The organism is Streptomyces sp. MMG1533 (genome assembly GCF_001279775.1).
In the GTDB taxonomy this organism is placed as follows: Bacteria; Actinomycetota; Actinomycetes; order Streptomycetales; family Streptomycetaceae; genus Streptomyces.
The window spans coordinates 22,287-29,591 of record NZ_LGDG01000291.1 but is presented as its reverse complement, the minus strand read 5'-3'; the positions used below and the strand labels follow the sequence as shown (position 1 = coordinate 29,591).

Annotated in this window: 5 protein-coding genes and 1 pseudogene; all 6 read left to right on the top strand. The window is 70.9% G+C overall.

What is annotated here, in order from left to right:
- Positions 1-751 (top strand): annotated as a pseudogene (locus ADK57_RS45980) (hypothetical protein); the annotation flags it as partial.
- 324 nt (positions 752-1,075) lie between these two features.
- Positions 1,076-1,918, top strand: coding sequence for a nitrilase-related carbon-nitrogen hydrolase (locus ADK57_RS45975; RefSeq protein ID WP_053755761.1), 843 nt, complete (start codon positions 1,076-1,078; stop codon positions 1,916-1,918).
- The gene (locus tag ADK57_RS45970) at positions 1,915-3,201 is read left to right on the top strand and encodes an aspartate aminotransferase family protein (RefSeq protein ID WP_053755760.1); all 1,287 of its coding nucleotides are present in this window, start codon (positions 1,915-1,917) and stop codon (positions 3,199-3,201) included. The genes ADK57_RS45975 and ADK57_RS45970 overlap by 4 nt, the downstream gene beginning before the upstream one ends.
- A 28-nt stretch (positions 3,202-3,229) precedes the next feature.
- The gene (locus tag ADK57_RS45965; RefSeq protein WP_053755759.1) at positions 3,230-4,804 is read left to right on the top strand and encodes a PucR family transcriptional regulator; all 1,575 of its coding nucleotides are present in this window, start codon (positions 3,230-3,232) and stop codon (positions 4,802-4,804) included.
- A 155-nt stretch (positions 4,805-4,959) separates the two neighbouring features.
- Entirely contained in the window at positions 4,960-5,802 is an 843-nt protein-coding gene (locus tag ADK57_RS45960) for a nitrilase-related carbon-nitrogen hydrolase (protein WP_053755758.1), read from the top strand.
- A gap of 99 nt (positions 5,803-5,901) precedes the next feature.
- Positions 5,902-7,305: a dihydropyrimidinase gene (hydA, locus tag ADK57_RS45955; RefSeq protein WP_053755757.1), complete on the top strand. Its 1,404-nt coding sequence runs from the start codon at positions 5,902-5,904 to the stop codon at positions 7,303-7,305.

The following is a 7,305-nucleotide window of genomic DNA, read 5'->3' as shown; positions in this document are numbered from 1 at the left end:
CGCCCCCGCCCCCGCCCCCAAACAACGCAAGCGGCGCCGCGGCAGTGCCCGCTTCGCCGGGATGGTCGAGGAGGAGGCCGCCCCCGTCGTGGCGCCGCCGACCGCCGTACCCGATCTGCCCGCCGCCCCCGTCGCCACCGGCCGTACTCCGCGCGGGGCCCGGTTCGCCGGGGTCGCGGAGGCGGATGTGCGGCCCGAGCCGCAGGCCGAGCCGGTGGACGCGGCGGCCCGGCGCGAGAGTGCCGGGGCCGTGGAGCGGCTGGTGCGGCTGCGGGGTGAGGGCCGTAGCGGCGAGGCGCACGCCCTGCTCGCCGAGATCGCGTACTGGCCGGCCGGCCGCTACCCGCTGCTCGCCGCCGAGATGCAGCGCGCCGGGCTCGGCGCCGACTGGGCGACCATGCTGTGGGAGGCGGCCTCGCTGCCGCCCGACCGGCTCGTCGCAGCGGCCGACGCCCTGGCCGCCGCGGGGCGCGGCACGGACGGGGAGCAGATCCTCAGACAGGGTGTGGTGCGGCCCGCCGCGGAGATCGGGCAGGCCGTGCTCGGGCTGTCCGCCGACGGTCGCCGCCAGGCGGCCCGCGCGCTCCTCGACGCGTACGTCCGGGTCCGCACCGCCGAGGAGGCCGCCCACAGCGTCGAGCCGGACCCTCAGGCCCTCGTACCGCTCCTGCTGACGGCCGCGCAGGGTGTCTCGGACCAGTGCCACCGGGACCTGGTCCACGCACTCCGGGTGGCAGGATTCACCGCCTGACCGTGCCGGTACCGACCGGCCCGGTCAGGGCCGGGGGCTCACCCACAGGAGCCTGAACCCTCCCCGGCCACACCAGAGGATTCCTGTCTCACGCCGCTCCGCCGCTCGGCGAGCGACTGAGTCGTACGCGATCAACGTCGGCCGGGTTGGAACCAGCCCGGTTACATCGACGTAAAGAAGACCATGCACGCTGGGTGCTCGCAGCACATCGAACGCGATTCACCCGGTCGAGTGGGCGGGCATCCTTCCCGGCGGGGACTTTGCCCTCTACGGTCGGCGTACACGCGCGTAGACGCTCTGACGTCACCGTCGAAGGAGCAACTCATGGCCAACGTCGTACGTGCCGCCCTGGTTCAGGCCACCTGGACCGGCGACACCGAGTCCATGGTGGCGAAACACGAGGAGCACGCCCGCGAGGCGGCCCGCCGGGGTGCCAAGATCATCGGCTTCCAGGAAGTCTTCAACGCCCCCTACTTCTGTCAGGTCCAGGAGCCCGAGCACTACCGCTGGGCCGAACCGGTGCCCGACGGGCCGACCACACGTCGTATGCAAGAGCTCGCGCGCGAGACGGGCATGGTGATCGTCGTCCCGGTCTTCGAGGTCGAGCAGTCGGGCTTCTACTTCAACACCGCCGCCGTGATCGACGCCGACGGCACCTTCCTCGGCAAGTACCGCAAGCACCACATCCCGCAGGTCAAGGGCTTCTGGGAGAAGTACTACTTCAAGCCGGGCAACGTCGGCTGGCCGGTCTTCGACACCGCCGTCGGCAAGGTGGGCGTCTACATCTGCTACGACCGCCACTTCCCGGAGGGCTGGCGGCAGCTCGGCCTGAACGGCGCCCAGCTCGTCTACAACCCGTCCGCCACCCACCGCGGACTCTCCTCGCACCTCTGGCGCCTGGAGCAGCCGGCCGCCGCCGTCGCGAACGAGTACTTCATCGCCGCGATCAACCGGGTCGGCGTCGAGGAGTACGGCGACAACGACTTCTACGGGACGAGCTACTTCGTCGACCCGCGCGGACAGTTCGTGGGGGAGACCGCCAGCGACAAGGAAGAGGAACTCCTCGTCCGCGACCTCGACTTCGACCTCATCGAAGAGGTACGGCAGCAGTGGGCGTTCTACCGCGACCGCCGTCCCGACGCGTACGAGGGGCTGGTGCAGCCGTGACCAAGGACCTGCTGGGCCGCCACCGGTCCGTTCTGCCCGACTGGCTCGCCCTCTACTACGAGGAGCCGCTGGAGATCACCCACGGCGAGGGCCGGTACGTCTGGGACGCCGAGGGCAACAAGTACCTCGACTTCTTCGGCGGCATCCTGACGACGATGACGGCGCACGCCCTCCCCGAGATCACCAAGGCGGTGAGCGAACAGGCCGGGCGGATCGTCCACTCGTCCACCCTCTACCTCAACCGGCCGATGGTCGAACTGGCCGAACGCGTCGCCCAGTTGAGCGGCATCCCGGACGCGCGGGTCTTCTTCACCACCTCCGGCACCGAGGCCAACGACACGGCCCTGCTGCTGGCGACGACGTACCGCCGCAGCAACACCGTCCTGGCGATGCGCAACAGCTACCACGGCCGCTCCTTCAGCGCGGTCGGCATCACCGGCAACCGCGGCTGGTCGCCCACGTCGCTTTCCCCGCTCCAGACGCTGTACGTCCACGGAGGCGTGCGGACGCGCGGCCCGTTCGCGCATCTCAGCGACGACGACTTCATCGCGGCCTGCGTCGACGACCTCGAGGACCTGCTCGGGCACACCCGCCCGCCCGCCGCCCTGATCGCCGAACCCATCCAGGGCGTCGGCGGCTTCACCTCCCCGCCGGACGGCCTGTACGCGGCGTTCCGCGAGGTCCTCCAGGAGCGAGGCATCCTGTGGATCGCCGACGAGGTGCAGACCGGCTGGGGGCGCACCGGCGAGCACTTCTGGGGCTGGCAGGCCCACGGCGACTCCGGACCGCCCGACATCCTCACCTTCGCCAAGGGCATCGGCAACGGCATGTCCATCGGCGGGGTCGTCGCTCGCGGCGAGATCATGAACTGCCTGGACGCCAACAGCATTTCGACGTTCGGCGGCACCCAGATCACCATGGCGGCCGGCCTCGCGAACCTGACGTACCTGCTGGAGCACGACCTCCAGGGCAACGCCCGGCGCGTCGGCGGACTCCTCATCGAACGGCTGCGGGCCGTCGCCGCGCAGGTCCCGGCCGTACGGGAGGTGCGCGGGCGCGGGCTGATGCTCGGCATCGAGCTGGTCAGGCCCGGCACCGACGAGGCCGACCCGGCAGCCGCCTCCGCCGTGCTCGAAGCGGCCCGCGAGGGCGGGCTGCTCATCGGCAAGGGGGGCGGCCACAACACCAGCGCCCTGCGCGTGGCCCCGCCGCTGTCCCTGACCGTCGCGGAGGCCGAGGAGGGCGCCGCGATCCTCGACCACGCTCTGAGGAGCATCCAGTAGCAGCATTCTGAGCAAGGGAAGCACCGCCATGACCACCGCCTTGGAGACCTGGGAGCCTGTCGAGCCGACCCTGTCGGTCCGGCAGGTCCTCACGCTGGAACGGGTCCTCGCCGGGGAACCCGAGGTGGTGGCCGGGGCGAGTCAGCTCGACCGGACCGTGCGCTGGGTGCACGTCGCCGAGGCCGCCGACGTGGGCGTCATGCTCAGCGGCGGCGAGATGGTCCTCACCACCGGGGTGCTGCTCGCCGGCGACGAGGGCGCGCAGGCCGAGTACATCCAGTCCCTGCACCGGGCGGAGGCGGCGGCCGTGGTCCTGGGCCTGGGACGGGCCTTCCCGGCCCCGCCGGACGTGATGCGCCGCGCGGCCGAGCGGTGCGGGCTGCCCATGGTGGTCCTCCACCGTCCCTTCCCCTTCGCGGAGTTGACCGAGGAGGTCCAATCCCGGCTGGTGCGGCGGAAGTTCGCCGCCGTCAGCCTGTCCGAGGCGGTACGGACCGCGCTCACCGGACTCATCACCGCGGGCGCCCCGCTGCAACGCCTGCTCGACGAGGTCGCCCAGCACAGCGGCTGTCCCGTGGTCGTCACCAACCTCGCCCACCGCGTCCTCGCCACCGCGGGGGAGCGGCCCGCCGTCGACGACGTGCTGCGCGACTGGGAGCGCATCGCCCGCCAGGCCGGCGGCAACGAGGTCGACGGCTGGATCCGCGCGGAGCTGGCGGGACGCGGCGAGCGGTGGGGCCGGATCACGCTGTGCGGCTACCGCGGCGACACCGCCACCGGGCGGCTGCTCGCCGACCGGGCCGCGGAGGCGCTCGTGCTGCACCGCATGCTCGGCGGCAACTCCGCGCACACCTGGGAGGAGCAGTCCGCGCAGAGCCTGCTGACCGACCTGGTCAGCGGGGTCGTACCGGCCCGACAGCTGCTGCCCCGGGCCCGCGCGGCCGGGCTGCCGGTCAACCGGCGCTCCTTCGTCCCGCTGGTCGTACGCGACGGCGAACCGGCCCAACTCGACCGTGTGCTGCGCATGTTGGGGCTGTCCGGGCTCGTCGCCGAGCTCGCCGACGGGGCCGTGGCCGTCCTGCTGAGCCTCGCCCGCGACCAGGACGCGACCGCACTCGCGGCCCACTTCGTGGCCCGGCTGCGAACCGAGTCGGGGTCATCGAAGGCCGTGGTGGCGGCGGCCGACGAGCGCACCGTCTGGGACGACGTCCCCGCCGGGCTGCGCGAGGCACAGCATGTCGCCGACGCCGTGGCGGACTCCTCGGCCGTCCTGGACCTCCCGGCCGTCGTACGGCTCAAGGACGTACACCTGCGGGGCCTGATCCGGCTGCTGCGCGACGACCCGCATGTGCAGTCCTTCGCGGAGCGCGAGCTGGACGGGCTGCTGTGCGGGGCCGGCGAGGACCTGCTCGCCGTACTGCGCACCTATCTCGCCACCGGCCGCAACAAGTCCCGCACCGCCCAGCTCCACCACGTCTCACGGCCCGCGCTGTACCGGCGGCTGGAGGCGATACAGGGCCGGCTCGGCGTCGACCTCGACGACTTCGAGCAGGCGGCCTCGGTGCACATCGCACTCCTCGCGCACGATGCGCAACAGGGCTGAAACATGCGACGACCTGGGAAAACGGCGGTGAAACATGGGTCCACGACAGGGTGACACCGTGCCACGCCGCACGCCCGCAGACGTGACACCGTGCAACTCAACCCGGACTTCCGGACTTCTTAGGCTCCTCGCACACCGAGTGACCGGAGGTCCCGATGAGCACAGTGATCCGAGCCGCCCTCTTCCAGACCGCCTGGACGGGCGACAAGGAGTCGATGATCCAGGTACACGAGCAGGCGGCCCGCGACGCGGCCGCGCAGGGTGCCCAAGTCCTGTGCTTCCAGGAGCTGTTCTACGGCCCGTACTTCTGCCAGGTCCAGGACAAGGCGTTCTACGAGTACGCCGAGCAGATCCCGAACGGCCCGATCGTCAAGCGCTTCCAGGCGCTGGCCAAGGAACTGGGGCTCGTCCTGATCCTGCCGATGTACGAGGAGGAGCAGCCCGGCGTCCTCTACAACACGGCCGCCGTGATCGACGCGGACGGCTCGTACCTCGGCAAGTACCGCAAGCACCACATCCCGCAGGTGCCGGGCTTCTGGGAGAAGTTCTACTTCCGCCCCGGCAACAGCGGCTGGCCGATCTTCGACACCGCCGTCGGCCGGATCGGTGTCTACATCTGCTACGACCGCCACTTCCCGGAGGGCTGGCGCGCACTGGGTCTGGAGGGCGCCGAGATCGTCTTCAACCCGTCGGCCACCTCGCGCGGCCTGTCGGCCTACCTGTGGCAGCTGGAGCAGCCGGCCGCGGCCGCCGCCAACGAGTACTTCGTCGGCGCGATCAACCGGGTCGGTGTCGAGGAGTACGGCGACAACGACTTCTACGGGACGTCGTACTTCGTCGACCCGGAGGCCCAGTTCGTCGGCGAGGTGGCGAGCGACAAGGAGACCGAACTGGTCGTCCGCGACCTGGACCTGGCCAAGCTGCGCGAAGTCCGCGACCGCTGGCAGTTCTACCGGGACCGCCGTCCCGACGCGTACGGCCCGCTGACCGCTCCGTAACCGGGCCGGCTACGTCCGCCGGTCCGGCGCACGGGGACCGGACCGGCGGCACCCACCGACCTGCACCACACCAGTGTTGAACACGGTAGGAGAGGGAGCATGAGCAGCCGTACCGTCATCCGTGGTGGCCTCGTCATCACCGCGTCCGACGAGATCCACGCCGACGTCCTGATCGAGGACGGCCGCATCGCCGCCCTCGCCGCCTCCGGCACGGCGGCAGCCGAGGCCTGGACGGCCGAGCGCACCATCGACGCCACCGGAAAGTACGTCATCCCGGGCGGCGTCGACGCCCACACCCACATGGAGCTGCCGTTCGGCGGCACCTTCGCCTCCGACACCTTCGAGACCGGCACCCGGGCCGCCGCCTGGGGCGGTACGACGACCATCGTCGACTTCGCCGTGCAGAGCGTCGGCCACTCGCTGCGCGAGGGCCTGGACGCCTGGCACGCCAAGGCCGAGGGCAACTGCGCCATCGACTACGGCTTCCACATGATCGTCTCCGACGTGAACCAGGAGACGCTCAAGGAGATGGACCTGCTGGTGGAAGAGGGCGTGACCTCTTTCAAGCAGTTCATGGCCTACCCGGGCGTCTTCTACAGCGACGACGGCCAGATCCTGCGCGCCATGCAGCGCTCCGCCGAGAACGGCGGTCTGATCATGATGCACGCCGAGAACGGCATCGCGATCGACGTGCTGGTGGAACAGGCACTGGCGCGTGGCGAGACCGACCCGCGCTATCACGGCGAAGTGCGCAAGGCCCTGCTGGAGGCCGAGGCCACCCACCGCGCCATCAAGCTCGCGCAGGTCGCGGGCGCCCCCCTGTACGTCGTGCACGTCTCGGCGATGGAGGCGGTCGCCGAGCTGGCCAGGGCACGCGACGAGGGCCTGAACGTGTTCGGGGAGACCTGCCCGCAGTACCTGTTCCTGTCGACGGACAACCTGGCCGAGCCGGACTTCGAGGGCTCGAAGTACGTGTGCTCGACACCGCTCAGGCCCAAGGAGCACCAGGCCCACCTCTGGAAGGGCCTGCGCACCAACGACCTCCAGGTCGTCTCCACCGACCACTGCCCCTTCTGTTTCGTGGGTCAGAAGGAGCTCGGCCGGGGCGACTTCTCGAAGATCCCCAACGGCCTTCCGGGCGTCGAGAACCGCATGGACCTGCTCCACCAGGCCGTCGTCGACGGGCACATCTCACGCCGCCGCTGGATCGAGATCGCCTGCGCGACCCCGGCCCGGATGTTCGGCATGTACCCGAAGAAGGGCACCATCGCCCCCGGCGCCGACGCGGACGTCGTCATCTACGACCCGCAAGCCGAGCAGCTCGTCTCCGCCGAGACGCACCACATGAACGTCGACTACTCGGCGTACGAGGGCAAGCGCCTCACCGGCCGTGTCGAGACCGTCCTCTCGCGCGGCGAACTCGTCATCACCGAGCGGGAGTACACCGGGCACGCCGGACACGGCACGTACACCCCCCGCTCCACCTGTCAGTACCTCAACTAG